Here is a 25,047-nt window from a genome sequence, read left to right on the forward strand (position 1 = left end):
GCGACCCCCTCAAGGGGGCGGCACTGGCGGCCCGGCGGAGCCGGTTCCGCGGTGCCCTTGCAAAATCCCCTCTTTCCTCCGGGCGGGCTTGTGAACCTTCTGGGCATCCCCATCTCTTTATCCTATGGAATCATTTCACGGAACCACCATCGTCTGCGTGCGGCGCGAGACGCCTGAAGGTGTGCAGGTGGCCATTGGCGGTGACGGCCAGGTCACTCTGGGCAACATCGTCGTCAAGGGCACGGCGCGCAAGGTGCGCAAGCTCTACCACGACAAGGTCCTGGCTGGATTTGCCGGTGCCACGGCGGACGCATTCACCCTGTTTGAACGCTTTGAGGCCAAGCTCGAAAAACACCAGGGTCACCTGGTGCGCGCCGCCATTGAATTGACCCGCGACTGGCGTACCGACCGCGTGTTGCGCCGTCTGGAAGCCATGCTGGCCGTGGCCGACCACAGCGCCGCGCTGATCATCACTGGCAATGGCGACGTGCTGGAACCCGAACACGGTGTGGTTGCCATCGGTTCGGGGGGCGCCTACGCCCAGGCCGCTGCCCGTGCCCTGACGCAGCACACGGCGCTGAGTGCCGAAGAGGTGGTGCGGCAGTCGCTCGCGATCGCGGGCGAGATCTGCATCTACACCAACATGAACCACACCATTGAAACACTGGATTGAAGCCATGAGCGCAGCGCAGGGCCGCCCCAAGCAAGCTCGCGCCCCCTCGGGGGGCAGCGAAGTACACGAAGTGACGAGCGTGGGGGCCTTCTGGGTCGCAGCGCAGGGCCGCCCCAAGCAAGCTCGCGCCCCCTCGGGGGGCAGCGAAGTACACGAAGTGACAAGCGTGGGGGCACCATGTCTTCTATGACCCCCCAGGAGATCGTTTCCGAACTCGATCGCTTCATCATTGGCCAGAAAGGCGCCAAGCGCGCGGTGGCCATTGCATTGCGCAACCGCTGGCGCCGCCAGCAGGTGGACGAGAAGCTGCGTCCCGAGATCACGCCCAAGAACATCCTGATGATCGGCCCCACCGGTGTCGGCAAGACCGAAATCGCGCGTCGGCTGGCCCGACTCGCCGATGCGCCCTTCATCAAGGTCGAAGCCACCAAGTTCACCGAAGTGGGCTATGTGGGCAAGGACGTGGACGCCATCATCCGCGACCTGGCCGAGATCGCCGTCAAGCAGACGCGCGAGGTCGAGATGCGCAGCCAGCGCGTGCGTGCCGAAGACGCGGCCGAGGAGCGCATCCTTGATGCGCTGTTGCCACCACCGCGCAGCACCGGCGCCGAGCCAGTGGCCATTCCCGAAAGCACCGCACGGCAGTCCTTTCGCAAGAAGCTGCGCGAAGGTCTGCTCGATGACCGGGAGATCGAGATCGAGCTGGCGGAGCCTCGGCCCTCAATGGAAATCATGGGCCCTGCCGGCATGGAAGACATGGCCGAGCAGTTGCGCGGCATGTTCAGCCAGATGGGGCAGGACAAGCGCCGCTCGCGCAAACTCAAGATCGCCGAAGCGATGAAGCTCCTGGTTGACGAAGAAGCGGGCAAGCTGGTCAACGAGGAAGAGATCAAGGTGCGCGCTCTGCACAACGCCGAGCAGAACGGCATCGTCTTCATCGACGAGATCGACAAGGTGACCTCGCGCAGCGATACGGGTGGCGCCGAGGTGTCGCGCCAGGGCGTGCAGCGCGACCTGTTGCCGCTGGTGGAGGGCACGACCGTGTCCACCAAATACGGCATGGTCAAGACCGATCACATCCTGTTCATCGCCAGCGGCGCGTTCCACCTGTCCAAGCCGAGTGACCTGATTCCCGAGCTGCAGGGGCGTTTCCCGATCCGGGTCGAACTGCAGTCGCTGTCGGTGGACGATTTTGAAGCCATCCTGACCCAGACCCATGCCTCGCTGGTGCGCCAGTACCAGGCGTTGCTGGCCACCGAAGGTGTGACGCTGGAATTCACGCCTGAAGGCATCCGCCGCCTGGCGCAGATCGCCTGCGACGTGAACGAGCGCACCGAGAACATCGGCGCTCGCCGCCTGGCCACGGTGATGGAGCACCTGCTGGACGAAGTGAGTTTCGGTGCCACCGGGCTGCAGGGGCAGACGGTCCAGGTGGATGCGGCCTATGTGGACGGCCGCCTGGGCGAGCTCAGCCGCAATGAGGACTTGTCCCGCTACATCCTCTGAGGTCCACGGACTTCGCGAAACCGCGCTCGCCGTCCCGGCGACCGCGGTTTTTTTCTGGTTGGCGGAACGTGCCCGATGAGCGGCGCCGGGGCGTGCCACACGCCACCCGTCCCGTCCGTCGGGAATCCCCATGTGTAACAGGGCTTTCAAGCATCACATTCATAGGCCGCTGTAAGTGCTTGCTTTTGCTGCATTTTTAAGCAAGAAGTTGCTTCAAAATGTGTCCTAAGTGGTTGATTTCATTGGAAAAAATATCTGGCCACCGGCTTGCATGCGACGGATTTCCTGATAAAGTGGAAAAAAGTGCAATTAAGTGGTGAAAAGTGTTTTCCAAGGGCTGATCACGGTGTTCCAGGGTGCTTCCTCTCTCAGTCTCGATGCCAAGGGTCGGCTCTCCATGCCGACCCGGCACCGTGACGCCCTGAGCGCGGCCGCCGGTCAACTCACGATCACCAAACACCCACACGGCTGCCTGATGGTATTCCCTCGCGACGAGTGGGAAAAGTTCCGTTCCCGCATCGCCGCTCTGCCCATGGATGCGCAATGGTGGCGGCGCATTTTCCTCGGTAATGCCATGGATGTGGAGATGGATGCGTCGGGCCGTGTGCTGGTGTCGCCCGAACTGCGTGCCGCCGCCGGCATTGCCAAGGACGCCGTGTTGCTGGGCATGGGCTCTTATCTGGAGCTGTGGGATGCCCCGACCTACGCGGCCAAGGAAGCTGAAGCGATGCAGGCCGAGATGCCCGATGTTCTCAAGGATTTCTCGTTCTGAGGCCCCATGGTTCAAGACGCATGGCAACACCAGACGGTTCTGCTGCACGAGGCTGTCGACGCCTTGGGCATCCAGCCGGACGGGCATTATGTCGACGCCACCTTCGGACGCGGTGGGCACTCGCGCCTGATCCTGGAGAAGCTGTCAGCGAGCGGACGCCTCACGGCGTTCGACAAGGACCCGCAGGCCGTGGCGGCTGCGCAGGAACTGGCGGCCAGCGATGGCCGCTTTTCCATCCGGCACCAGGGTTTCTGCCATCTGGGCGAACTGGGGGCCAGCACGGCGGATGGGGTGCTGATGGATCTGGGCGTGAGTTCACCCCAGATCGACGACCCCGAAAGGGGTTTTTCTTTTCGTCACGATGGACCTCTGGACATGCGCATGGACACCACGCGCGGCCAGAGCGTGGCGCAGTGGCTGGAAACGGCCGAAGTCTCCACCCTCGCGGAGGTGGTACGTGAATATGGCGAAGAACGGTTTGCTCAACAGGTTGCAAAGGCGATTGATCGTCGCCGACAGGAACGGGGCCCTATTCGAACCACCCGCGAGCTGGCCGAAGTCGTGGCTGGCGCGGTCAAAACCCGCGAGCCGGGCAAGGACCCTGCAACGCGCACATTTCAGGCTTTTCGGATTTTCATCAACGCCGAGCTTGAAGAGCTGCAACAAGCGCTAGAGGCCAGCCTGCATGTCCTGCGTCCCGGAGGTCAACTGGTGGTGATCAGCTTCCATTCGCTGGAAGACCGCATGGTCAAGCAGTTCATGGCGCGGCATTCGCGCGCCGTGGTGGACCGCCGCGTGCCCTTCGCCGAACCGGCCGAGATGCAGCTGGTCCAGGTGCGCCGCGTGATGCCCTCGGCCGCCGAAGTGCAGGGCAACCCGCGTTCGCGCAGCGCCGTGATGCGCGTGGCCGAACGCACGGAGGCACCGGCATGATCCGCCTGAACCTGATGCTGCTGGCCGCGGTGATGGTGAGCGCCTTCTATCTCGTGCACACCCAGTATGAGTTTCGCCGGCTCTACACCGCGGTGGACCGGGCCCAGTCGCAGTCGCGCCGGCTCGAAGCCGACCACGAACAGCTGCGTGTGCAGAAGCAGGCGCAGGCCACGTCGGCGCGTGTGCAGCAGATCGCCACACGGCAGCTGAAGATGCGGCCGGTCAATCCCGGCATCACGGAGTATGTGACGGTGCACGCTGCACCAGCGGCAGCGGTCGCCGGGGAGGGCCGGCCATGAGCCCGCGCGGCAGCCGCAGCATCAACTACAGCGCCAGCCCTTTGCTGGCGAGCAAGACGCCGGTCTGGCGCAGCAAGTTCATCGTCGCTGCGCTGGCGCTGGCGTTTGCCGGCCTGGGTGCTCGCGCGGCGTATGTGCAGGTGTTTGGCAACGACTTTTTCCAGCGCCAGGGCGAGGTGCGGTTTGCTCGCACCCTGGAACTGCCGGCCAACCGCGGTCGCGTGCTGGATCGCAACGGCCTGATCCTGGCGACCAGCGTCGTGGCGCAAAGCCTCTGGGCCATTCCCGAAGACGTGGACAAGGCCGATCCGAAGCTCCGGACGCTGGCCCGGTTGCTGGGCCAGCCCCTGTCCGAGCTGAAGAAAAAGCTGGCCAACGAGGACAAGACCTTTGTCTGGGTTCAGCGCCAGGTGGACGAGCCGGTTGCCAAGGAAATCGCCGCGCTGGGCATCAAGGGCATCTACCAGACCCGCGAATACAAGCGCCAGTACCCCGAAGGCGAGGCCGCGGCGCACGTGGTGGGCTTCACCAACGTGGAAGATCGGGGGCAGGAGGGCGTGGAGCTGGCCTTCAACAAGCAGCTGTCGGGCCGCAACGGTTCGCGCCGGGTGATCAAGGACCGCCTGGGCCGCGTGGTCGAGGACGTGCGCGATGTCGTGCCGCCGGTGGACGGCCCGGACCTGCAGCTCTCCATTGACAGCAAGGTGCAGTATTTCGCTTACCAGAAGCTGCGTGACGCGGTGCTCTCGCACAAGGCCAAGGCCGGCAGCGTGGTGGTGCTGGACACCCAGACGGGCGAGGTGCTGGCGCTGGCCAACTACCCGAGCTACGACCCCAACCGACGGGGCAAGCTCAGCGGCGAACAGCTGCGAAACCGTGTGCTGACCGACAGTTTCGAGCCCGGCTCCACGATGAAGCCTTTCATCGCGGCGTTGGCGCTCGACAAGGGGCTGGTCAGGCCGGAGACGCAGATACAGACCGCACCGGGCCGCATCATGATCGGTGGCTCCAGCATTGGCGATTCCCACCCGCATGGCATCCTGACGGTCAATGAAATCATCCAGAAATCGAGCAACGTGGGCACGGTCAAGATGGCCATGCAGATGCATCCACGCGAGATGTGGGAAATCTTTGCCCAGGCAGGTTTTGGCCAGAAGCCGCAGGTGCCATTCCCTGGCGCAGTGAGTGGGCGCCTGCGCCCTTACAAGACCTGGCGTCCGATCGAGCAGGCGACCATGAGCTACGGCTACGGGCTCTCCACCTCGCTGTTCCAGCTGGCGCAGTCCTACACCATCTTCGCGCGCGACGGTGAGTTGATCCCGGTCACGCTGCTCAGGGCCGAGATGCCGGCAACCGGGGTGCGCGTCTTCAGCGAGAAGAACGCGATCGCGGTGCGCAAGATGCTGGGCATGGCCACCAGTCCCGGCGGCACGGCCACGAAGGCGCAGACCATGGGCTATTCGGTGGGAGGCAAGACCGGCACCGCCCACAAGCAGGAAGGCAAGGGCTATGCGGCCAGGAAGTACCGCAGCTTCTTTGTCGGCCTGGCGCCGGTGGAAGCCCCGCGCATCGTGGTGGCGGTGATGGTGGACGAGCCGAGCAATGGGCAGTACTTCGGCGGTCTGGTGGCTGCGCCGGTTTTCAGCGAAACCGTACAGCAGACGCTGCGGATTCTTGGTGTGCAGCCCGACATGAACGTGATGCCACAGATCGTGACCGAGATCGTGGAGGAGTCGTTCTGATGCAGACGATCCAGCATCCCCAGGCCGTGGCCGGTTGGTTGCGCGAGCGCGTGCGTGGTCATCTGCAATGCGACAGCCGCGTTGTGCAGCCGGGCGATGGTTTTGTGGCCTGGCCCGGAGCCGCCACGGACGGGCGCCGCTACGTGGCGGGTGCGCTGCAGGCGGGCGCGGCCGCGGTGCTGGTCGAGCGCGACGGCGTGGAAGTCTTCGATTTCGACGATGAACGTGTGGCTGCCGTGCCCGGGCTCAAGTCCCTGGCCGGTCCGATCGCGAGTGCGTTTTATGCCGAGCCCAGCGCAGGGCTCGACGTGGTGGCATTCACCGGCACCAACGGCAAGACCTCCAGCGCCTGGTGGATGGCCCAGTTGCTGTCGGCCGTGGGCCGGCCCTGTGCGGTGGTGGGCACCCTGGGCATTGGCCAGCCGCCGCTGGCGGGCGACGAGGGCCATGCCCTGGTGCCGACCGGTCTGACCACTCCCGACCCGGTGCTGCTGCAGGCGCGCCTGCGGGGCATGGTGGACGCGGGACTGAAAGCCTGCGCCATCGAAGCCTCGTCCATCGGCCTGATCGAGGGCCGCCTCAACGCCACCCAGATCCGCGTCGCGGTCTTCACCAATTTCACGCAGGACCACCTGGACTTCCACGGCAGCATGGCCGACTACTGGGCCGCCAAGGCCGCCCTGTTCGACTGGCCGGGCCTGGCCCATGCGGTGCTGAACATGGACGATCCACAGGGCGCCTCGCTGGCGTCCTTGCTGCGGGGCAGGGGCCTGGACCTCTGGACGGTGGGCATCGAGGCCGTGGGCGTGTCAAGCACTCCGCGGGTTTTCGCCCGTGACATCGGCTTCACCGACCACGGCATGCGCTTGACCGTGGGGGAGCGCAACGCGGCGGGTGGTGAGATCGAGTCCCACGGGTTGAGTCTGCCGCTGGTCGGCCGGTACAACGTGTCCAACCTGCTGGGTGTGCTGGCCTCGGCCCGCGCGCTCGGTGTGTCGCTGGCCGATGCGGTGCGTGCCTGCGATGCGCTCACGCCGGTGCCTGGCCGCATGGAGCAGGTGGCGGCCGCAGCGGGCCAGCCGCTGGTGCTGGTGGACTACGCCCACACGCCGGATGCGCTGGAAAAAGCCTTACAGGCGTTGCAGCCGCTGGCGCAGCAGCGCGGCGGTGCCCTCTGGGCGGTGGCGGGTTGCGGCGGCGACCGCGATGCCGGCAAGCGCCCGCTCATGGCCGCCGTGGCCGAGCGCGAGGCGCAACACGTGGTGTTGACCAGCGACAACCCCCGCACCGAAGACCCGCTGGTCATCCTGAAACAGATGGTGGCCGGACTGTCCGATCCCGCCAAAGCGCTGCTCGAAGCCGACCGGGCCGCCGCCATCACGCTGGCTGTGCGGCGCGCCGCTGCCGGCGATGTGGTGCTGATCGCGGGCAAGGGCCACGAGGACTATCAGGACGTGATGGGTGTGAAAAAGCCTTTCTCTGATCTGGTGCAGGCGCGCGAGGCGCTCGCGCAGCGCGCCGCAGCGCCGGGAGCTTCCGCATGAAAAACTTGAACCAGCTGATGCTGCAACTCGGTGGCGCCCGTGCCGTGGGAGCGTCCGATGCGGCCATCCAGCGCGTTCACACCGACACCCGCAGCCTGCAGCCGGGTGACCTGTTTGTGGCCCTCAAGGGTGAGCGCTTCGATGCGCATCACTTCCTGCCGCAGGCGAGCGCGGCCGGTGCCGTGGCCGCCATCGCGCACAGCGGTCTGGCGACTGCCGGCCTGCCCGGCGTGGAAGTGCCCGACACGCGCCTGGCGCTGGGCGAGCTGGCCCGCCTGTGGCGCGAGCAGTTCAGCCTGCCGTTGATCGCCGTGACCGGCAGCAACGGCAAGACCACCGTGACGCAGATGGTCGCGGCCATCCTGCGCGCCGCGGCCGGCGACGCTGCCCACGCCACGCAGGGCAACCTGAACAACGACATTGGCGTGCCGCTCACGCTGCTGCGCCTGCGCGAGACGCACCGGCTGGCGGTGATCGAACTGGGCATGAACCACCCGGGCGAAATTGCCTACCTGGCCGCGTTGACCCAGCCCACGGTGGCGCTGGTGAACAACGCCCAGCGCGAACACCAGGAATTCATGGGCACGGTCGAAGCCGTGGCGCGCGAAAACGGGCAGGTGATCACGGCCCTGCGCAGCGGCGGTGTGGCCGTCTTCCCCAGCGACGACGAATACACCTGGGTCTGGCGCGAACTGGCCGCGGGGCAGCGCGTGCTGACCTTCAGCGACAGCGATGCGGCCGCCGATGTGCGAGCGCTCAGCGCCGACTGGTTGGACGGTGCCTGGGCCTTGCGCTTCACCACGCCGTCGGGCGCGCAGGCTTGCCGCCTGCGCATCGCCGGCCGGCACAACGTGCGCAATGCGCTGGCGGCGGCGGCCTGTGCGCTGGCAGCGGGTGTGTCGCTCGCCGACATCGGGCGCGGGCTGGATGCGTTCGAACCCGTGGGAGGCCGCTCGCGCGCGCTCTCGCTGGCGCTGCCGGACCGCCATGTCACCCTGATCGACGACACCTACAACGCCAACCCCGATTCCGTGGTCGCGGCCATCCAGGTGCTGGCCGAACTGCCCGGCCCGCGCCTGCTGGTGCTGGGCGACATGGGCGAGGTGGGTGAGCAGGGGCTCGCCTTTCATCTGGAGGTGTTGCGCCTGGCGCAGGCCAGCGGCATCGAGGCCGTGCATTGCGCGGGCGACTGGATGCAGCAGGCTGTTGCCGCCCTGAACGCCGCCGGCGAGCCCGTTCCCATGCACTGGACCGACGTGCCGGCGCTCACTGCCCATGTGGCCGCCGTGGTGGCGTCGCCGCAGGCACCCGCGGTGCGCAGCGTGCTGGTGAAGGGCTCTCGATTCATGCGCATGGAGCGCGTGGTGCAGGGCCTGTTGGCCCTGACCGCGCCCGCGCCACAAGAACAAAAGGATTCCACCCATGCTGCTTAGCCTGACCCAATGGCTGCAGAGTCTCGGACCCGAATTCGGGTTCCTGCGGGTCTTTCAGTACCTGACCTTCCGCGCCGTGATGGCCGCGCTCACCGCGCTCATCGTCGGTCTGGTGGCGGGTCCGTTTTTCATCCGCCGTCTCGCTGCACTCAAGATCGGTCAGCCAATCCGCGAATACGCGATGCAGAGCCACATCAGCAAGGGCGGCACGCCCACCATGGGTGGTGTGCTGATCCTGTTTGCGATCGCCCTGTCCACGCTGCTGTGGTTCGACTGGTCCAACCGCTTCACCTGGATCGTGCTGCTGGTGACGCTGGGTTTCGGCGCCATCGGCTGGGTGGACGACTGGCGCAAGGTGGTCAACAAGGACCCCGAGGGCATGCGCTCGCGCGAGAAGTATTTCTGGCAGTCGGTGATCGGTCTGGTGGCCGCGTTCTACCTGGCCTTCAGCGTGGCCGAGACCAGCAACCTGCGCGTGCTGCAGCTGTTCTTCAACTGGGTCGCCTCGGGCTTCACACTCGAACTGCCGCCGCGTGCCGGCCTGATGGTGCCCTTCTTCAAGGAAGTGGCTTACCCGCTGGGTGTGTTCGGCTTTGTGGTCATGACCTACCTGGTGATCGTGGGGTCGAGCAATGCGGTGAACCTCACCGACGGGCTCGACGGCCTGGCGATCATGCCGGTGGTGATGGTGGGATCGGCGCTCGGCGTGTTCGCCTACGTGACCGGCAGCGCCGTGTTCTCGCGCTACCTGCTGTTGCCGCACATTCCCGGGGCTGGCGAACTGCTGATTTTCTGCGCCGCCATGGCCGGTGCCGGTCTGGCCTTCCTGTGGTTCAACACCCACCCCGCGCAGGTCTTCATGGGCGACGTGGGCGCGCTCGCGCTGGGTGGCGCGCTGGGCACCATCGCCGTCATCGTGCGCCAGGAAATCGTGCTCGCGATCATGGGAGGCATCTTCGTGGTGGAGGCGCTGTCGGTGATGCTGCAGGTGAGCTACTTCAAATACACCAAGCGCCGCTTCGGCCAGGGCCGCCGCCTGTTCCAGATGGCACCGCTGCACCACCACTTCGAGAAAAAGGGCTGGAAGGAGACGCAGGTGGTCGTGCGTTTCTGGATCATCACCATGCTGCTGTGCCTGGTCGGTTTGTCGACTTTGAAACTCCGATGAACGCGCTCAAAGACCAACACGTTCTCATCCTGGGCCTGGGCATCTCCGGCCTGGCGATGGCGCGCTGGTGCGTGCGCCACGGGGCGGTGGTGACGGTGGCCGACACGCGCGAGAACCCGCCTTCGCTGGCCGCGCTGCGCGCCGAGTGCCCGCAGGCGGCTTTTGTCGCCGGCCCTTTTGATGACAGCCTGCTGGCCAGCCAGCCCTGGAACGTGATCGCGCGCAGCCCCGGCCTGCCGCCCGAACAGCTGGCGCCGGCACGCGCCTGGGCGCAGCAGCACGGTGCCGCATTCGTCGGCGAGCTCGACCTGTTTGCGCAGGCGCTGCAGGACCTGTCGGCGCGCAAGGACCAGCCCTACAAGCCCCAGGTGCTGGCCATCACCGGTACCAATGGAAAAACGACGGTGACTTCGCTCACCGGTCTGTTGCTGCAGCGATGCGGATGGAATGTCGCCGTGGCCGGCAACATCGGCCCGGCGCTGCTGGACGTGCTGGCAGCGGCGCTGGACGCCGAAGCGCAGGCCGAGGCCGCCGAACAGGCGGAAGCCGAAGCGGCACAACAGGCCGAGCAGGACAAGCTGAACGCACAGCCCGCCGCCGAACCATTGGCACTGTCGCCTGCCGGGGATGTTTCTGAGCCTGCGTCCGTCGACGATGGCGTCCGGCCCGTCCTGGAAACCCAGGACGAATTGTTGCCCGCTGACGCAGAAGAACCCTTGCTCGCTTCGGTCGAAGACGATGACGCGCCGTTGATGCTGGTGCCGCCACCCATTGAGCTCCCGCCGCCCCCACACCTGCCCGTGGTCTGGGTGCTGGAACTCTCCAGCTTCCAGCTCGACGGCACCGCCGGGGGTGCCTGGGAGCAGGTGCCCACCGCAGCCACCGTGCTCAACATCACCGAAGACCACCTGGACTGGCACGGGTCGTTGGCCGCCTACGCGCAGGCCAAGGCCGCGGTGTACGGCGCGCAGGCGCTGATGCTGCTGAACCGCGATGACGCCCAGGTCATGGCCATGAAGCCGGGCAACGTGACGGTCAAGATCGGTGGCCGCAACCGGCAGCAGCCGGCCCGGCCTTATGCCACCTTTGGTCTGGAGACGCCCACGCGCGCGGGCGACTGGGGCATCGAATCGGTCAACGGCATGACCTGGCTCGTGCGCGCGCTCGCACTGGACGAAACCCGCAAACGGGGCCGTGCGGCGGACGAAGACGATGAGATCTACTTCCAGCGCCTGATGCCGGTGGACGCCCTGCGCATCCGCGGCCGCCACAACGCGGCCAACGCGCTGGCCGCGCTCGCGCTGGCCACCTCCAGCGGCGCGCCGCTGGGCCCGATGCTGCACGGTCTGCGCGAGTACCGCGGCGAGCCGCACCGTGTGGAGCCGGTGGCCATCATCAACGGGGTCGAGTACTTCGACGACAGCAAGGGCACCAACGTGGGCGCCACGCTGGCCGCCATCAACGGCCTGGGCGCTGACCGGCGCCTGGTCGTGATCCTGGGGGGTGACGGCAAGGGCCAGGATTTCACGCCCCTGGACCAGCCCCTGGCCCGCCACGCACGCGCCGTGCTGCTGATCGGCCGCGACGCGGCCGCCATCCGCGCCCAGGTGGCGCACGCCGCCGAGGAAGCCGGCATCCCTCTGCTGGACGCCAGCAGCCTGCCCGAGGCCGTCGCACTGGCGGCGCAGCAGGCGCAGTCGGGCGATGCCGTGCTGCTGTCACCCGCCTGCGCCAGCCTGGACATGTTCAAGGACTACAAGCACCGCGCCGCGGTGTTCGTCGAGGCGGTCGCGGCGTTGGCGCATGAACAGGGCGTGGAACTGGAGGGTGGGCTGTGAGCAACCGCCTGAGCGCCCCCCTGAACAGCCTGCGCGCCGCGCTGGGCGGGCTGCTGCCGCGCCTGGTGGGCCTCGGCCCGGCCGGCGGTGACGGCTTGCCGGTGCGACTGTCCAACCGCACCTACGCGGGCATGCGCCAGGGCCAGGTTCGTGAACTCGGGTTCGATCAGCCGCTGCTCTGGGTCGTCGTGGCGCTGATGGCCTGGGGTCTGGTGATGGTGTACTCGGCCTCGATCGCCTTGCCCGACAACCCGCGCTTCGCCAACTACGCGCACACGCATTTTGTGGTGCGCCACGGCATCTCCATCATCATCGGCCTCGTGGCCGCGCTGATGGCGTTCCAGTTTCCGTTGCGCACCTGGGAAAAGCTCGCGCCCTGGCTGTTTGCGGGGGCGTTGCTGTTGCTGGTGCTGGTGTTGATTCCCGGCATTGGCAAAGGTGTGAACGGCGCCCGGCGCTGGATCTCGCTGGGCATCATGAACTTCCAGCCCTCGGAGCTGGGCAAGCTCGCTGTGCTGCTCTACGCGGCCGACTACATGGTGCGCAAGATGGAAGTGAAGGAGCGCTTCTTCCGCGCCGTGGCGCCGATGGCCGTGGCCCTCGCTGTGGTGGGCATGTTGTTGCTGGCTGAACCCGACATGGGCGCCTTCATGGTGATCGTGGTCATCGCCATGGGCATCCTGTTCCTGGGTGGTGTCAACGCCCGCATGTTTTTCCTGATCGCCCTGGTGGTGGTGGGTGCCTTTGCGCTCATGGTCATGGCCAGCGAATGGCGGCGGGCGCGCATTTTTGCCTACCTCGATCCCTGGAGCGCCGAACACGCGCTGGGCAAGGGTTACCAGCTCTCGCACTCGCTGATCGCCTTTGGACGCGGCGAGATCTTTGGCGTCGGCCTGGGAGGCAGTGTCGAAAAACTGCACTGGCTGCCCGAGGCCCATACCGACTTCCTGCTCGCGGTGATCGGCGAGGAATTCGGGCTGGTGGGGGTGTTGATCGTGATCACCCTGTTCCTCTGGCTCACGCGCCGCATCATGCACATCGGCCGCCAGGCCATTGCGCTCGACCAGGTGTTTGCCGGTCTGGTGGCGCAGGGTGTGGGTGTGTGGATGGGCTTTCAGACCTTCATCAACATTGGCGTGAACCTGGGTGCCTTGCCCACCAAGGGCCTGACCTTGCCCCTGATGAGCTACGGGGGTTCGGCCATCCTGCTGGAGCTGGTCGCACTCGCGATCGTGCTGCGGGTGGATTATGAAAACCGCCAGCTCATGAAAGGTGGGCGGTCATGAGCAGCAAGCGGTTTCATCAAAATCGCCAGGCCGGCGCGCAGCGCCTGCAGATGCGGAACGCATCGCTCATGAAAGGTGGGCGGTCATGAGCAAGACGCCTTGCGCCCTGATCATGGCCGGCGGCACCGGTGGCCACATCTTCCCGGGTCTGGCGGTGGCCGAGGCCCTGCGAGAGCGCGGCTGGCGTGTGCACTGGCTGGGCGCGCCCGGCAGCATGGAGAGCCGCCTGGTGCCGCCGCGCGGTTTCCCGCTGGAGCTGATCGACTTCGGCGGTGTGCGCGGCAAGGGCCTGAAAACGCTGTTCCTGCTGCCGCTGCGCCTGTTGCGCGCCTTCTGGCAGGCGTTGCAGGTGGTGCGCCGCGTCAAGCCCGACGTGCTGGTTGGCCTGGGCGGCTACATCACCTTCCCCGGCGGCATGATGGGCACCTTGCTCGGCAAGCCGCTGGTGCTGCACGAGCAGAACTCGGTGGCCGGCATGGCCAACAAGGTGCTGGCCGGCATCGCCGACCGTGTGTTCACCGCCTTCCCCGGCGTGTTCAAGAAGGCCGAGTGGGTGGGCAACCCGCTGCGCGCCGGGTTCCTGCGCCAGCCGGCGCCCGAAGTGCGCTTCGCCGGTCGCAGCGGCCCCTTGCGCCTGCTGGTGGTGGGCGGCAGCCTGGGTGCCAAGGCGCTCAACGACACCGTGCCGCTCGCGCTGGCATTGATCCCCTCGGCGCAGCGCCCGCAGGTGACTCACCAGAGCGGCGAGAAACAGATCGAAGCCTTGCGCGCCAACTACACGGCCGCCGGTGTGCTGGCCGAACTCACGCCCTTCATCGACGACACGGCGCAGGCCTTTGCCGATGCCGACCTGATCGTCTGCCGGGCCGGTGCGAGCACCGTCACCGAGATCGCTGCCGTGGGCGCGGCGGCACTGTTCGTGCCCTTCCCCCATGCGGTGGACGACCACCAGACCAGCAACGCACGCTTCCTGTGCGACAGCGGCGGCGCCTGGCTGGTGCCACAGACCGAACTCACGCCCGCCTCGCTGGCGCAGAAGCTGCAGACCCTGCAGCGCGAACAATTGATGGAGATGGCCGGCAAGGCCAAGCAGATGGAAAAGACAAACGCCGTGGCGGCCGTGGTGTCCGCCTGCGAGCAACTCGCGAAGGTGAAACCGGCATGAAACACGCGATTCGCCACATCCACTTTGTCGGTATCGGCGGCAGCGGCATGAGCGGCATCGCCGAAGTGCTGCTCAACCAGGGCTACCGCATCTCCGGCAGCGACCTGAGCGAGAACGCCGCCACGCGGCGCCTCGTGTCCATGGGGGCCGAGGTGTTTGCCGGTCACGATGCGAAGTACATCGAAGGCGCCGACGCCATCGTCACCTCCACTGCGGTGAAGGAGGACAACCCCGAGGTGGTCGCCGCGCACGCCAAGCTGGTGCCGGTGGTGCCGCGCGCCGTGATGCTGGCCGAGCTGATGCGCATGAAAAAAGGCGTGGCGATTGCCGGCACACACGGCAAGACCACCACGACCAGCCTGGTCGCCAGCGTGCTGGCCGCGGCGAACCTGGACCCGACCTTCGTGATCGGAGGCCGCCTCAACAGCGCGGGTGCCAACGCCCAGCTCGGCTCCGGCGAGTACATCGTGGTCGAAGCCGACGAGTCGGATGCTTCGTTCCTGAACCTGCTGCCGGTGTTGTCGGTCGTCACCAACATCGACGCCGACCACATGGACACCTACGGCCACGACTTCGGGCGCCTCAAGGCTGCCTTCGTGGAGTTCCTGCACAAGATGCCGTTCTACGGTACCGCCGTGGTGTGCGTGGACGATCCGTCGATCCGCGAGATCCTGCCGCAGATCGCACGCCCCATCACGGGGTACGGTTTCTCGGAAGACGCCCAGCTGCGTGCGGTGAACGTGCGGGCCGCTGGCGGCCAGATGCACTTCACGGTACAGCGCAAGAACGGCACCCAGATGCCCGACCTGGACGTGGTGCTCAACCTGCCAGGGGAGCACAACGTGCTCAACGCGCTGGCCGCCATCGGTATCGCGTTGGAGCTGGGCGTGCCCGATGCTGCCGTGCAGCAGGCGCTGGCCGAATTCAAGGGCGTGGGCCGGCGTTTCCAGCGCTACGGCGAAGCGGCCCTGCCATCGGGTGGCCAGGCAACCATCGTCGACGACTACGGCCACCACCCGGTGGAAATGGCGGCCACGTTGTCGGCTGCGCGCGGCGCTTTTCCGGACCGCCGTCTGGTGCTGGCCTTCCAGCCGCACCGTTTCAGCCGCACACGCGACTGTTTTGAAGATTTCGTGAAGGTGATCGGCAACGCCGACGCCGTGTTGCTGGCGGAGGTGTACGCCGCCGGCGAGGCCCCCATTGTCGCGGCCGATGGCCGTTCGCTGGCGCGCGCGCTGCGCGTGGCAGGCAAGCTGGAGCCGGTGTTTGTGGACGACATCGGCGCCATGCCGCAGGCCATCCTGGACAACGCGCGCGATGGCGACGTGGTGCTCTGCATGGGCGCGGGTTCCATTGGAGCGGTGGCCGGGCAGGTGGTTGAGCTGGCGCAGAAGGACAGGACATGAACGCAGGGGTGAAGACCGTGAACATCGACGTCAAGGCACTGGGCCAGGTGGCCGTGCTCATGGGGGGGCGATCGGCCGAGCGCGAGGTGTCGCTCATGTCGGGCACGGGCGTGCTGGCCGCGTTGCGCTCCAAAGGGGTGGACGCCCATGCTTTTGATCCGGCCGAGCGCGATCTGGGTGACTTGAAGCGTGAAGGTTTCGCGCGCTGCTTCATCGCGCTGCATGGCCGCTTCGGCGAAGACGGCACCGTGCAGGGCGCGCTGGAGCTGCTGGGCATTCCCTACACCGGCCCCGGCGTGATGGCGTCGGCGGTGGCCATGGACAAGCTCATGACCAAGCGCATCTGGCTGGCCGAAGGCCTGTCCACCCCGGCCTGGCGCCAGGTGCACAGCGCCGAAGAAACCCGCGCCGCCTTTGCGGCCCTGGGCTCGCCGATGATCGTGAAGCCGGTGCGTGAGGGGTCCACCATCGGCCTGAGCAAGGTCCTGACGCTCGAAGCATGCGAGACCGCCTACGCGCTGGCTTCGAGCCAGGACCCGATGGTGATGTGCGAACAGTTCATCGCCGGCGACGAGGTCACCTGCCCGGTGCTGGGCACGGGCTCGACAGCCCGCGCGCTGCCGGTGATCCGCATCGTGGCGCCCGACGGCAACTACGACTACCAGCACAAGTACTTCACCGACGACACGAAATACCTCGTGCCCGCCGGTCTGCCCGAAGGCGAAGAGGCTGCCATCCAGGCGCTGGTGCTCAAGGCTTATCTCACGCTGGACTGCCGTGGCTGGGCACGCGCCGACGTGATGATCGACGCCGCCACCCGCAAGCCGTACCTGCTGGAGATCAACACCTCGCCGGGCATGACCGGGCATTCGCTGGTGCCGATGTCGGCGCGCGCCACCGGGCTGTCCTACGAAGACCTTTGCCTGAGCGTGCTGGCCGGTGCCTCGCTGGACAACCCGGCACAAGGACCAGGCTGAAAGAACCGCCATGAACCAGCCCGACCTGCCCCTGGACGTCAAGCTCATGACCATGGTGACCCACGCCCTGGTGATGGTGTTTGTCGTGCTGTGCCTGGGCGCGTTGGCCAACTGGGTGCTGCGCCACCCGGTCTGGGCGGTGCGGGCGATCGCGGTGCACGGCGAGGTGGACCACCAGAATGCGGTGAGCCTGCGCGCCCAGCTCGCGTCCCAGATGAGGAGCCGGCTGTCCGGTGGCCTGCTGGCGATGGACCTGCAACCGGTGCGGCAGATGTTCGAGGCCGTGCCCTGGGTGCGCCATGCGCTGGTGCAGCGCGAGTTTCCGAACCGGTTGCGCGTCACGCTGGAAGAGCACCGGGCGGTGGCCTGGTGGGGGCAGGCCGGTGCGGGGCAACTGGTCAACCACCTGGGCGAGATCTTTGATGCCAGCCCGGACGACGGCGACGGCCTGCCCGAGCTGGCCGGCCCCTCTGAGCGGGTGGCCGAAGTCTGGGCCCTGTACCAGTTGCTCAGTGCCGAGCTCAATCGACTGGACCTCGGCATCGAGCGGCTGGAGCTCAGCGAACGCGGCAGCTGGCGCGCGACGCTGGACAACGGCGCCCGCATGGAGCTGGGGCGTGGCACAACCGAAGAACTGCTGGCGCGTGCGCGACGCTTCACCGCCACCGTGAGCCAGCTCGCCGAACGCTACCCCGGCGCGGTGCAGTCCGTCGATCTGCGCTACCCCAACGGTTACGCCCTGCGCATGCGCGGCGTCACCACCGTGAACGAAGCAGACGCGAAACCTGCGAACAACACCCGGTAATCAAGAAAGCATCATGGCCAAGGAATACAAAGATCTGGTGGTTGGACTCGACATCGGCACCGCCAAAATCATGGTGGTGGTGGCCGAAGTGCAGGCCAACGGCGAACTCAAGCTCGCGGGCCTGGGGGTGTCGGCCAGCCACGGCCTGAAACGCGGCGTGGTGGTCAACATCGACGCCACGGTGCAGAGCATCCAGGCGGCCCTGAAAGAGGCCGAGCTGATGGCCGACTGCCGCATCGCCCGGGTCTACACCGGCATCACCGGCAGCCACATCCGCGGCATCAACTCCAGCGGCATGGTGGCGATCAAGGACCGCGAGGTCACGCCGGCCGACGTGGCGCGCGTCATCGAGACCGCCAAGGCGATCAACATCTCGACCGACCAGCGCCTGCTGCTGGTGGAGCCGCAGGAGTTCGTGATCGACGGCCAGGAAGTGAAAGAGCCCATCGGCATGAGCGGCATCCGGCTCGAAGCCAAGGTGCACATCGTCACCGGCGCGCAGAGCGCGGCTGAAAACATCATCAAGTGCGTGCGCCGCTGCGGGCTGGAGGTGGATCAGCTCATGCTCAACCCGCTGGCGTCCAGCCAGGCGGTGCTGACCGACGACGAGAAGGAGTTGGGCGTGGCCTTGGTCGACATCGGCGCCGGCACCACCGACGTGGCCATCTTTGCCGGCGGTGCGATCCGCCACACCGCGGTGATCCCGATCGCGGGCGACCTGATTACCAGCGACATCGCCATGGCGCTGCGCACGCCCACCAAGGACGCCGAAGACATCAAGGTCGAATACGGCTGCGCCAAGCAGTTGCTGGCCGACCCCGACACCCAGGTCGAGGTGCCCGGTCTGGGCGACCGCGGTCCGCGTCTGCTCGGTCGCCAGGCGCTGGCCGGGGTGATCGAGCCGCGGGTGGAAGAGATTTTTGCACTGGTGCAGCAGGTGGTGCGCGACTCCGGCTTCGAGGAGGTCCTGTCTTCGGGCATCGTGCTCACGGGCGGCAGTGCCGTCATGCACGGCATGGTCGAGCTGGGCGAAGACATCTTTCTGAAGCCGGTGCGCCGCGGCATGCCGCACTACGCGAGCGCCCTCTCCGACATGGTCGCCCAACCCCGGGCGGCCACGGTGATGGGCCTGCTGGAAGAAGCGCGCCTGGCGCGCGTCCGGGGCCACAAGGTCGCGCAGAAGGCGGGCTCCATGCAGAGCGCGCTGGAACGCATGAAAAACTGGTTTGTGGGGACTTTCTGATCATGAATCACACACACACGATGAGCGGTTTGTTCGGATCCCCTGCCCGCCCCGCGCGCCATGGCGCCGCGGGCCACTACCCGGTGCACCGATGTACGGAATGCACCGGGCCGCCTGGGTGATGCCGGGGCCGCGCCGCGGCCACCCCTCTGATCCATGCAACGAATTTTTATTGAAACAACGCCCGGCACCTCAGGTTCAAGGGCAACAACAGGAGAGAAAAATGAGCATCGAAATGATTGAAGTGGAAGAGTTCAACCTGGGCACCCAGATCAAGGTCATCGGCGTGGGTGGTGGCGGCGGCAACGCCGTGGAACACATGATCTCCCGCGGCGTGCAAGGGGTTGAGTTCATCTGTGCCAACACCGACGCGCAGGCCCTGGCGCGCAGCGCCACCAGCCGCACCATCCAGCTCGGCACCAGCGGTCTGGGCGCTGGCAGCAAGCCGGAAAAAGGCCGTGATGCGGCCGAACTGGCGATCGACGAAATCCGTACCGCCATCGACGGCGCCCACATGCTGTTCATCACCGCCGGCATGGGTGGTGGCACCGGCACCGGCGCGGCGCCCGTGATCGCCCGCGTGGCCAAGGAAATGGGCATCCTCACCGTCGGCGTGGTCACCAAGCCCTTCGACTGGGAAGGCGGCCGCCGCATGACCAACGCCGACAGCGGCCTGGCCGAGCTCGAAGCCAACGTGGACTCGCTGATCGTGATCCTGAACGAGAAGCTGCTCGAAGTGCTGGGCGACGACGTGACGCAGGACGAAGCCTTTGCCCACGCCAACGACGTGCTGAAAAATGCTGTGGGCGGCATCGCCGAGATCATCAATGAGTACGGCAACGTGAACGTCGACTTTGAAGACGTGCGCACCGTGATGGGTGAACCCGGCAAGGCCATGATGGGCACCGCGGTGGCCGCTGGCCCGGACCGTGCACGCATCGCCGCCGAAGAGGCCGTGGCCTGCCCGCTGCTCGAAGGCATCGACCTGTCGGGCGCCAAGGGCGTGCTGGTGCTGGTCACGGCGGCCAAGGGTTCGCTCAAGCTGTCCGAGTCCAAGCTGGCGATGAACACCATCCGCGCCTACGCTTCGCCGGACGCACACGTCATCTACGGCGCGGCCTACGACGACAGCCTGGGCGACGAGATGCGTGTCACCGTGGTGGCCACGGGTCTGTCCCGCCAGGGCGCACGCCGCACCGCGCCGCCGCTGCAGGTGCTGCGCACCGGTACCGACAACGTGGCGTTCAACATCCCGACAGTGAACACGGCGGTGGGTGGCCAGGGTGCCGGACAGCCCGACTACAACTCCATGGCGGTGCCCAGTGTCTGGCGCACCAACCGCACCCAGGCGGCGGCCAAGGTGGATGCGCTGGCTTCGGGTGGCATGGACGATTTCGAGATTCCGGCCTTTCTGCGCAAACAGGCAGATTGAGCGAAGTTCCGGGCACGTGCTGAGCCAGCATTTCGTGCCGAGACCTTGCTTGCGCGTGGGGGCAAGGCGCTCTGCTCCGCGAATGTCCCCCGGGTCGGCGGTGCCGACCCTCCTCCTTTACTTCGCTGCGCAGAACGCCTTGCCCCCACGAGCCCGTGACAGGTTGGTGTGTCAGCGGTCAGAGTGCCAACAGGTCGTCGGAACCCAGGGTAAATGGCGCAGCGAAGTCAAGGAGGAGGGCTGGCGCAGCCAGCCCGGGGGACATTCGCGGAGCCGTTTCCCCTGGGTTCCGACGACCGCCCCTGTCGGAGGAGAGCGTCATACCTATCACGGCCATCACGATTCTTCAAAGCGCTCTGGCACCGCAAAACTTAAAATCTCTGGATGCTTGCTCAAAGAACCCTGAAATCTCTCACCAAGGCGGTGGGTGTCGGCCTGCACAGTGGCCAGCGGGTGGAGTTGACGCTGCGCCCGGCCGCGCCGGACACCGGCATCGTGTTCCGCCGCGTGGACCTGCCCGAGCCGGTGGAGATTCCGGTGAATGCCGATGCCGTGTCCGACACGCGTCTGGCCTCGACCATCGCCAAGGGCGGCGCCAAGGTGCACACCATCGAGCACCTGATGAGTGCCGCCGCCGGCCTGGGGCTGGACAACCTGTATGTGGACATCACGGCCGAAGAGGTGCCGATCCTGGACGGTTCTTCGGCCTCGTTCGTTTACCTGCTGCAGAGCGCGGGCATCGTGACGCAGAAGGCGCCCAAGCGCTTCATCCGGGTGACCAAACCCGTGGAGGTGCGCGAAGGGGAGGGCAGCAACCTCAAGTGGGCGCGGCTGGACCCGTACCACGGCTACAAGCTGAGCTTCGAGATCGAGTTCAACCACCCGGCGGTGAATTCCAGCGGCCAGCGGGTCGAGTTCGACATGGGCAGCGGCCGCTACGCGAGGGAGATCGCCCGGGCCCGCACCTTCGGCTTCACGCGCGATGTGGAGATGATGCGTTCCCATGGCCTGGCGCTGGGCGGCGGCCTGGACAACGCCATCGTCATGGACGATGTGAAGGTGCTCAACGCCGACGGTCTGCGCTACCAGGACGAGTTCGTCAAGCACAAGATCCTCGACGCCATCGGCGATCTCTACATCATTGGCAAGCCGCTGCTGGCCGCCTACAGCGCCTTCCGCTCGGGTCACGCCATGAACAACCAGCTGCTGCGTGCGCTGCTGGCCCGACCCGATGCTTACGAGATCGTGAGCTTCGAGCAGGAGCGTGAAGCGCCCACCGGCTTCGCGCAACTCGCTCCCGCCTGGTAAGCGCCAGCCGGCGCCCAAGGCTTCACCGAAAAACAAGCCATGCTGCTGTTTCGCTGGACCATCTTCATGCTCCTGCTGGCGGCCGGCGTGTGTTTCGCCTTCTACATCGGCACGGGGCAGGCGAGGTTTCGCCAGTACGGGATCGTGATCCTGAAATGGACGGTCATCGCAGCGCTGGGCTTTTTTGGTGTGCTGGTGCTGGAGCGCCTTCTCTGATGTGCTGAAAGGCCAAAGGCCATCCCGACGGATGGCCTTTGGCTTTCAGGTTTTGAGCCGGATTCAGTGGGCGCCGACGAAGCGGGTGCCTTCGAACGAACGGGACTCACCGCTGGTGCGGTATTGCGCCCAGGCCACCATCAGCATCAGCGTGGCAAAACCACCGGCGATCAGCACCGGGTAAGCGGCGAGGATGTCGGTCAGCGGGAACTTCCAGTTCAGCGGACGACCAACGCCCAGCAACGCGGCGTAGAACCACGACACCGCCGACACCGAACCCGCGAACACTGCAAAGCTGCGCTGCGAGAACGACATGTTCAGCAGGGTGCCGGCCTTCTTCATCAGCGGCAGGACGCGGTGGTGCAGCAAGAAGCCATTGAGCGTCAGCAAGCAGACGACGGTGATCTTGGCTTGCAGCTTGGGGTTGGCGAAGTACTCCCAGCCTTTGACCGATGTGTCCAGCGCGATGATGCCCGCGCCGGTGGCCCAGAGTGCGACCAGGGCCAGGGCCACGGTGTTCTGCAGATCCTGCAGGTGTTTCGGGTCCATGCGTTCGTGGGGATCGCCAGAGATGAGCTGTTTGACCATGGCAATGTCGCTCATGAGGATCAACCCGATGGCCGCGCAACAGGCGATCAGGTGGGCGTAGACGAGGGCCATTCGTGAAAATTCAAGTTCCATTTGAGGTATCCGGGTGAAGGGTCAAGGGCTGTCCCGACAGAAACGGGCTCCGGGGCCCGACGGAAGTTTGCATCGAAGCCTTGGCCGCTAATGTGCCTATCCAGGCCGTGGTCATCTGTGCGCAGTTGCAACGGTTGGTCCCGTTGTCATTGATATTTATCAATTTGTACAAAAGGGGCCCTCAGGGGGAAAACCCCCATGAAGCTGTTGTTTTCATCCCTCAAATGGGGGATGCTCTGGGGAGCGCAGATACTGTTGTTACGTCCATGTACGGTTCGTAACAACCGCGCACCATCTGGCCGCTGACGGCCTGTCCCCTGTTTTCAGTAGTTCCGGCCGCCTTTGTAAGCCGCATGGGTACGTGCCTTCAGGGGGGACACCTTGTTGATGGCCTGCATCGTGCGGCTGACCTGCGCATGGGTGATGGCCAGGCCCAGGGCGTCGGCCGCGTCCTTGCCGGGCAGGCCGGGCAACTGCAGCAGGCGTTTGACCATTTCCTGCATCTGCGCCTTGTCGGCGCGGCCGTAGCCGACCACCGCTTTCTTCAGCTGCAGGGCGGTGTACTCGGCCACCGGCAGGCCGTTGGCCACCAGCGCCGTGAGGCAGCAGCCGCGGGCCTGGCCCAGCAGCAACGTGGCCTGCGGGTTGACGTTGACAAACACGATCTCGCAGACCGAGGTTTCGGGCTGGTAGCGCTTGACCACCTCGCTGATGCCGTCAAACAGGATCTTCAGCCGCTCGGGCAGCAAGGCGCCGTCTTTCGGGCTGGTCTGGATGGTGCCGCTGGCCACGTAGTGCAGCGTGGCACCCTCGGCGTCGATGACGCCAAAACCGGTGCACTGCAGGCCGGGGTCGATGCCGAGGATGCGCATGGGTGGTGTGCCGTTTCAGCGTTCAGAGGTTGAAGGTCCAGCGCACGGAGTGGAAAAACACCGGAGCGGCAAAACACAGGGCGTCCACGCGGTCGAGCAGGCCGCTGGCCCCGGTGACCGAGCGGCCGGCCGAACCCCAGTGGGTCACGCCGCGGTCGCGTTTGATGGCTTTCATGACCAGGTGCCCCAACGAACCGGCCATGCAGGCCACCAGCGCCATGGCCAGGGCCTGCAGAGGCTTGAAGGGTGTGAATCCGGCCAGGGCGACGCCGAGCAGGCCACCGGCGGCCAGGCCCGCCATCCAGCTGCGCCAGTGGAAACTGGCGCTGATCGCCGGTGCCACAGGGTCGCGCAGCCGCCGTGCCATCAGGTGCTGGACCAGCATGCAGGTCTGCACCACCAGCACCAGGAACACCACGAGGAATGCGGTCTTGCCGGCAAAGCGCGGGAAGTTGAGCCACAGCAGCGCCGGCACATGGCTCATGCCGTAGACGCAGACCATGATGCCCCATTGCAGCTTGGCGTTGCGCTCCAGAAAGCGTTGCGGGTCGTTGCCCAGCGCACTCACCACGGGGATGGCGAGGAACACATAGACCGGGATGAACACCGTGAAGAGGTTGAAGTGCTGGTTCCAGACCAGGGCGTATTGCAGCGGCAGCACGATGAAAAACGCCAGCACGAGGCTGCGGTGGTCACCGCGCCGGGTGGGCGAGAGGCTGATGAATTCGCGCAGGATGAAAAACGAGACCAGGCCGAACAGCACGATGGCCACGCTTTCGCCCGCGGCCCAGCCGACCCAGAACACCAGCGTCATCAGCCACGAGTTGCGCAGCAGGGCCTGGTAGTCGTGCAGTCGTCGGGCGCGATCGCCGGTGTGGTCGTCGGCGTGCTGGCGTTCGCGCAGCGAGAGCAGCACGCCCGCGCCGCTGGCGATCAGCAGCAGGCCGAACAGCAGCACGAACATCAGGCTGACCTGCTGTTCGGGGGTAAGGCTGCGCAGGAAGGAACCCATCAGACCTCCCGCAGGGCCATGACGGCAGCGCGTGCGCGGTTCAGGAAATCGGCACGGGCTTCATCCGCCCCCAGGGCCATCGGCTCACCGAACGTCACCGAGCACAGCACCGGCACCGGGATCACCTCGCCCTTGGGCATCACCCGCTGCACGTTGTGGATCCACGCGGGCACCAGCACCACCTGGGGAAAGCGCCGGGCCAGGTTGTAGATCCCGGACTTGAAGGCTTGCGGATCTTCCGCATGGCCGCGCGTGCCTTCGGGAAAGAGGATCAGCGAGTCACCGCTCTCCAGGGCATCGACGAGGGGTTGCAACGGGTCCTCGTCACCCTTCTTTTCGCGCTCGACATAGACCGCGTTGAACACCTCGGTGGTGATCCAGCGCTTGAAGTTCGATGCCGTCCAGTAGTCGCGCGCGGCGATCGGGCGGGTGATGCTGCGAAGTTCCTGGGGCAGAGCCGCCCAGATCAGCACCAGGTCGGCGTGGCTCTGGTGGTTGGCGAAATAGATGCGCTGCTCCGCCTTGGGCGGGCAACCGTACCAGCGGGCCTGGGCGCCGGTGAGCAGGCGCACCAGGCCGAGCAGGAAGGTGCTCACGGCCTGGGCACGCCAGTTCATGAACACATCCCGGCACAGGGCCAGAGCAAAGCGACTGCGATGTCCGAACCCAGGGACACCGCGGAACTGGCTTTGCCAGGCCGCTGGTGTCGTCCCCCTGGGGGGAAGCCGCGCAGCGG

23 protein-coding genes are annotated in these 25,047 nt (G+C 66.3%); 19 read left to right on the plus strand and 4 right to left on the minus strand.

The window, feature by feature from the left end; all coding sequences use genetic code 11:
• Window positions 1-124: 124 nt before the first annotated feature.
• The 19 genes from hslV (at window position 125) to AC0GNO_RS07215 (ending at window position 21,746) form a co-directional block, all read left to right on the plus strand.
• Complete coding sequence (gene hslV, locus AC0GNO_RS07125; RefSeq protein WP_472888695.1) at window positions 125-673, plus strand: ATP-dependent protease subunit HslV; 549 nt, start codon at window positions 125-127, stop codon at window positions 671-673.
• A 177-nt stretch (window positions 674-850) separates the two neighbouring features.
• Window positions 851-2,179 carry an ATP-dependent protease ATPase subunit HslU gene (gene hslU / locus AC0GNO_RS07130; protein ID WP_472903507.1) on the plus strand — a complete coding sequence of 443 codons (1,329 nt, stop codon included), beginning with the start codon at window positions 851-853 and terminating at the stop codon, window positions 2,177-2,179.
• A 346-nt stretch (window positions 2,180-2,525) separates the two neighbouring features.
• Window positions 2,526-2,951: a division/cell wall cluster transcriptional repressor MraZ gene (mraZ, locus tag AC0GNO_RS07135; protein ID WP_472903714.1), complete on the plus strand. Its 426-nt coding sequence runs from the start codon at window positions 2,526-2,528 to the stop codon at window positions 2,949-2,951.
• A gap of 6 nt (window positions 2,952-2,957) precedes the next feature.
• A complete protein-coding gene (rsmH, locus tag AC0GNO_RS07140) occupies window positions 2,958-3,884 on the plus strand; it encodes a 16S rRNA (cytosine(1402)-N(4))-methyltransferase RsmH (protein WP_472903508.1) in 927 nt (308 codons plus the stop codon).
• Complete coding sequence (ftsL, locus tag AC0GNO_RS07145) at window positions 3,881-4,183, plus strand: cell division protein FtsL (protein ID WP_472903509.1); 303 nt, start codon at window positions 3,881-3,883, stop codon at window positions 4,181-4,183. The genes rsmH and ftsL overlap by 4 nt, the downstream gene beginning before the upstream one ends.
• On the plus strand, window positions 4,180-5,925 hold the full coding sequence (locus tag AC0GNO_RS07150) for a peptidoglycan D,D-transpeptidase FtsI family protein (protein WP_472903510.1): 1,746 nt from the start codon (window positions 4,180-4,182) through the stop codon (window positions 5,923-5,925). The genes ftsL and AC0GNO_RS07150 overlap by 4 nt, the downstream gene beginning before the upstream one ends.
• The gene (locus tag AC0GNO_RS07155; protein ID WP_472903511.1) at window positions 5,925-7,469 is read left to right on the plus strand and encodes a UDP-N-acetylmuramoyl-L-alanyl-D-glutamate--2,6-diaminopimelate ligase; all 1,545 of its coding nucleotides are present in this window, start codon (window positions 5,925-5,927) and stop codon (window positions 7,467-7,469) included. Before AC0GNO_RS07150 ends, AC0GNO_RS07155 begins: the two co-directional genes overlap by 1 nt.
• Window positions 7,466-8,902, plus strand: a complete 1,437-nt coding sequence (locus AC0GNO_RS07160) for a UDP-N-acetylmuramoyl-tripeptide--D-alanyl-D-alanine ligase (protein WP_472903512.1) — start codon at window positions 7,466-7,468, stop codon at window positions 8,900-8,902. Before AC0GNO_RS07155 ends, AC0GNO_RS07160 begins: the two co-directional genes overlap by 4 nt.
• The gene (gene mraY, locus AC0GNO_RS07165) at window positions 8,892-10,070 is read left to right on the plus strand and encodes a phospho-N-acetylmuramoyl-pentapeptide-transferase (RefSeq protein WP_472888689.1); all 1,179 of its coding nucleotides are present in this window, start codon (window positions 8,892-8,894) and stop codon (window positions 10,068-10,070) included. The genes AC0GNO_RS07160 and mraY overlap by 11 nt, the downstream gene beginning before the upstream one ends.
• On the plus strand, window positions 10,067-11,908 hold the full coding sequence (gene murD / locus AC0GNO_RS07170; RefSeq protein ID WP_472903513.1) for a UDP-N-acetylmuramoyl-L-alanine--D-glutamate ligase: 1,842 nt from the start codon (window positions 10,067-10,069) through the stop codon (window positions 11,906-11,908). The genes mraY and murD overlap by 4 nt, the downstream gene beginning before the upstream one ends.
• A gap of 29 nt (window positions 11,909-11,937) precedes the next feature.
• Entirely contained in the window at window positions 11,938-13,194 is a 1,257-nt protein-coding gene (gene ftsW, locus AC0GNO_RS07175; protein ID WP_472903715.1) for a putative lipid II flippase FtsW, read from the plus strand.
• An 85-nt stretch (window positions 13,195-13,279) separates the two neighbouring features.
• Entirely contained in the window at window positions 13,280-14,359 is a 1,080-nt protein-coding gene (gene murG / locus AC0GNO_RS07180; protein WP_472888687.1) for an undecaprenyldiphospho-muramoylpentapeptide beta-N-acetylglucosaminyltransferase, read from the plus strand.
• Window positions 14,356-15,765, plus strand: a complete 1,410-nt coding sequence (gene murC / locus AC0GNO_RS07185; protein ID WP_472888686.1) for a UDP-N-acetylmuramate--L-alanine ligase — start codon at window positions 14,356-14,358, stop codon at window positions 15,763-15,765. Before murG ends, murC begins: the two co-directional genes overlap by 4 nt.
• The gene (locus AC0GNO_RS07190) at window positions 15,762-16,742 is read left to right on the plus strand and encodes a D-alanine--D-alanine ligase (RefSeq protein WP_472903514.1); all 981 of its coding nucleotides are present in this window, start codon (window positions 15,762-15,764) and stop codon (window positions 16,740-16,742) included. Before murC ends, AC0GNO_RS07190 begins: the two co-directional genes overlap by 4 nt.
• Window positions 16,743-16,752: 10 nt before the next feature.
• The gene (locus AC0GNO_RS07195; RefSeq protein WP_472903515.1) at window positions 16,753-17,547 is read left to right on the plus strand and encodes a cell division protein FtsQ/DivIB; all 795 of its coding nucleotides are present in this window, start codon (window positions 16,753-16,755) and stop codon (window positions 17,545-17,547) included.
• A 13-nt stretch (window positions 17,548-17,560) separates the two neighbouring features.
• Window positions 17,561-18,790 carry a cell division protein FtsA gene (ftsA, locus tag AC0GNO_RS07200; protein WP_305280347.1) on the plus strand — a complete coding sequence of 410 codons (1,230 nt, stop codon included), beginning with the start codon at window positions 17,561-17,563 and terminating at the stop codon, window positions 18,788-18,790.
• Between the two features lie 223 nt (window positions 18,791-19,013).
• Window positions 19,014-20,222, plus strand: a complete 1,209-nt coding sequence (gene ftsZ / locus AC0GNO_RS07205; protein ID WP_472888683.1) for a cell division protein FtsZ — start codon at window positions 19,014-19,016, stop codon at window positions 20,220-20,222.
• A gap of 384 nt (window positions 20,223-20,606) precedes the next feature.
• A complete protein-coding gene (lpxC, locus tag AC0GNO_RS07210) occupies window positions 20,607-21,530 on the plus strand; it encodes a UDP-3-O-acyl-N-acetylglucosamine deacetylase (protein ID WP_177132143.1) in 924 nt (307 codons plus the stop codon).
• 39 nt (window positions 21,531-21,569) lie between these two features.
• A complete protein-coding gene (locus AC0GNO_RS07215; protein WP_472903516.1) occupies window positions 21,570-21,746 on the plus strand; it encodes a hypothetical protein in 177 nt (58 codons plus the stop codon).
• A 63-nt stretch (window positions 21,747-21,809) separates the two neighbouring features.
• On the opposite strand, the gene AC0GNO_RS07220 is transcribed toward AC0GNO_RS07215, so the two are convergent.
• The 4 genes from AC0GNO_RS07220 to AC0GNO_RS07235 form a co-directional block, all read right to left on the minus strand.
• A complete protein-coding gene (locus AC0GNO_RS07220) occupies window positions 21,810-22,406 on the minus strand; it encodes a hypothetical protein (RefSeq protein WP_472903517.1) in 597 nt (198 codons plus the stop codon).
• 344 nt (window positions 22,407-22,750) lie between these two features.
• Window positions 22,751-23,299: a crossover junction endodeoxyribonuclease RuvC gene (gene ruvC / locus AC0GNO_RS07225; protein WP_472903518.1), complete on the minus strand. Its 549-nt coding sequence runs from the start codon at window positions 23,297-23,299 to the stop codon at window positions 22,751-22,753.
• Between the two features lie 22 nt (window positions 23,300-23,321).
• Window positions 23,322-24,311 carry a phosphatidate cytidylyltransferase gene (locus AC0GNO_RS07230; RefSeq protein WP_472903519.1) on the minus strand — a complete coding sequence of 330 codons (990 nt, stop codon included), beginning with the start codon at window positions 24,309-24,311 and terminating at the stop codon, window positions 23,322-23,324.
• A complete protein-coding gene (locus AC0GNO_RS07235) occupies window positions 24,311-24,928 on the minus strand; it encodes a lysophospholipid acyltransferase family protein (RefSeq protein ID WP_472887718.1) in 618 nt (205 codons plus the stop codon). The genes AC0GNO_RS07230 and AC0GNO_RS07235 overlap by 1 nt, the downstream gene beginning before the upstream one ends.
• Window positions 24,929-25,047 lie beyond the last annotated feature (119 nt).

The organism is Hydrogenophaga sp. L310 (assembly GCF_055703065.1).

Excerpts from the sequence above, each read along its gene's own strand:
- hslV (WP_472888695.1), top strand. The coding sequence starts at position 125 with ATGGAATCATTTCACGGAACCACCATCGTCTGCGTGCGGCGCGAGACG.
- AC0GNO_RS07230 (WP_472903519.1), bottom strand. The coding sequence starts at position 24,311 with ATGGGTTCCTTCCTGCGCAGCCTTACCCCCGAACAGCAGGTCAGCCTG.
- AC0GNO_RS07155 (WP_472903511.1), top strand. The coding sequence starts at position 5,925 with ATGCAGACGATCCAGCATCCCCAGGCCGTGGCCGGTTGGTTGCGCGAG.
- AC0GNO_RS07190 (WP_472903514.1), top strand. The coding sequence starts at position 15,762 with ATGAACGCAGGGGTGAAGACCGTGAACATCGACGTCAAGGCACTGGGC.
- ftsZ (WP_472888683.1), top strand. The coding sequence starts at position 19,014 with ATGAGCATCGAAATGATTGAAGTGGAAGAGTTCAACCTGGGCACCCAG.
- murG (WP_472888687.1), top strand. The coding sequence starts at position 13,280 with ATGAGCAAGACGCCTTGCGCCCTGATCATGGCCGGCGGCACCGGTGGC.
- AC0GNO_RS07150 (WP_472903510.1), top strand. The coding sequence starts at position 4,180 with ATGAGCCCGCGCGGCAGCCGCAGCATCAACTACAGCGCCAGCCCTTTG.
- AC0GNO_RS07235 (WP_472887718.1), bottom strand. The coding sequence starts at position 24,928 with ATGAACTGGCGTGCCCAGGCCGTGAGCACCTTCCTGCTCGGCCTGGTG.
- ftsA (WP_305280347.1), top strand. The coding sequence starts at position 17,561 with ATGGCCAAGGAATACAAAGATCTGGTGGTTGGACTCGACATCGGCACC.
- hslU (WP_472903507.1), top strand. The coding sequence starts at position 851 with ATGTCTTCTATGACCCCCCAGGAGATCGTTTCCGAACTCGATCGCTTC.
- ruvC (WP_472903518.1), bottom strand. The coding sequence starts at position 23,299 with ATGCGCATCCTCGGCATCGACCCCGGCCTGCAGTGCACCGGTTTTGGC.
- rsmH (WP_472903508.1), top strand. The coding sequence starts at position 2,958 with ATGGTTCAAGACGCATGGCAACACCAGACGGTTCTGCTGCACGAGGCT.
- AC0GNO_RS07215 (WP_472903516.1), top strand. The coding sequence starts at position 21,570 with ATGCTGCTGTTTCGCTGGACCATCTTCATGCTCCTGCTGGCGGCCGGC.
- AC0GNO_RS07195 (WP_472903515.1), top strand. The coding sequence starts at position 16,753 with ATGAACCAGCCCGACCTGCCCCTGGACGTCAAGCTCATGACCATGGTG.
- mraY (WP_472888689.1), top strand. The coding sequence starts at position 8,892 with ATGCTGCTTAGCCTGACCCAATGGCTGCAGAGTCTCGGACCCGAATTC.
- ftsL (WP_472903509.1), top strand. The coding sequence starts at position 3,881 with ATGATCCGCCTGAACCTGATGCTGCTGGCCGCGGTGATGGTGAGCGCC.
- AC0GNO_RS07160 (WP_472903512.1), top strand. The coding sequence starts at position 7,466 with ATGAAAAACTTGAACCAGCTGATGCTGCAACTCGGTGGCGCCCGTGCC.
- AC0GNO_RS07220 (WP_472903517.1), bottom strand. The coding sequence starts at position 22,406 with ATGGCCCTCGTCTACGCCCACCTGATCGCCTGTTGCGCGGCCATCGGG.
- murC (WP_472888686.1), top strand. The coding sequence starts at position 14,356 with ATGAAACACGCGATTCGCCACATCCACTTTGTCGGTATCGGCGGCAGC.
- lpxC (WP_177132143.1), top strand. The coding sequence starts at position 20,607 with ATGCTTGCTCAAAGAACCCTGAAATCTCTCACCAAGGCGGTGGGTGTC.
- murD (WP_472903513.1), top strand. The coding sequence starts at position 10,067 with ATGAACGCGCTCAAAGACCAACACGTTCTCATCCTGGGCCTGGGCATC.